Origin of the sequence: Limimaricola sp. G21655-S1 (assembly GCF_027213785.1) — a bacterium.
In the GTDB taxonomy this organism is placed as follows: domain Bacteria; phylum Pseudomonadota; class Alphaproteobacteria; order Rhodobacterales; family Rhodobacteraceae; genus Limimaricola.
Genome location: NZ_JAPWGO010000114.1, coordinates 1 through 369 on the forward strand (window position 1 = coordinate 1; position 369 = coordinate 369).

1 pseudogene is annotated in these 369 nt (G+C 58.8%); it reads left to right on the forward strand.

Going from position 1 to position 369, the window contains the following annotated elements:
• A pseudogene (locus O4G76_RS20090) lies at positions 1-369 on the forward strand (transglutaminase); the annotation flags it as partial.

Below are 369 nucleotides of genomic sequence, written 5' to 3' on the forward strand. Positions count from 1 at the left end.
GCTCCGGCGGAAATCCTGCATTCCTGGGTCGAGGTCGAACTGGATGGTGATTGGCTGAACCTCGAAGGGTTCATTCTTGACAGCCCATATCTTCAAGCGATCCAAGCCGCTTTCCCGGGCCGGGAAAGTCTGTGCGGCTATGGTGTCGGCACGGATCGCCTTGACGCGCCGCAGGTCGGGTGGACCGGTGAGGATACCTACATCCAGAAGACCGGGATTACCCGTGATCTCGGAACCTTCGCTTCACCCGACGATTTTCTCGAGAACCGAAAACAGGCGATCGGCCGCTTCAAGGAGCAGCTGTATCGCCATGCGATCCGCCATTGGATGAACGCGCGGGTGCGCAAGATCCGGAATGGTGATGTCCCT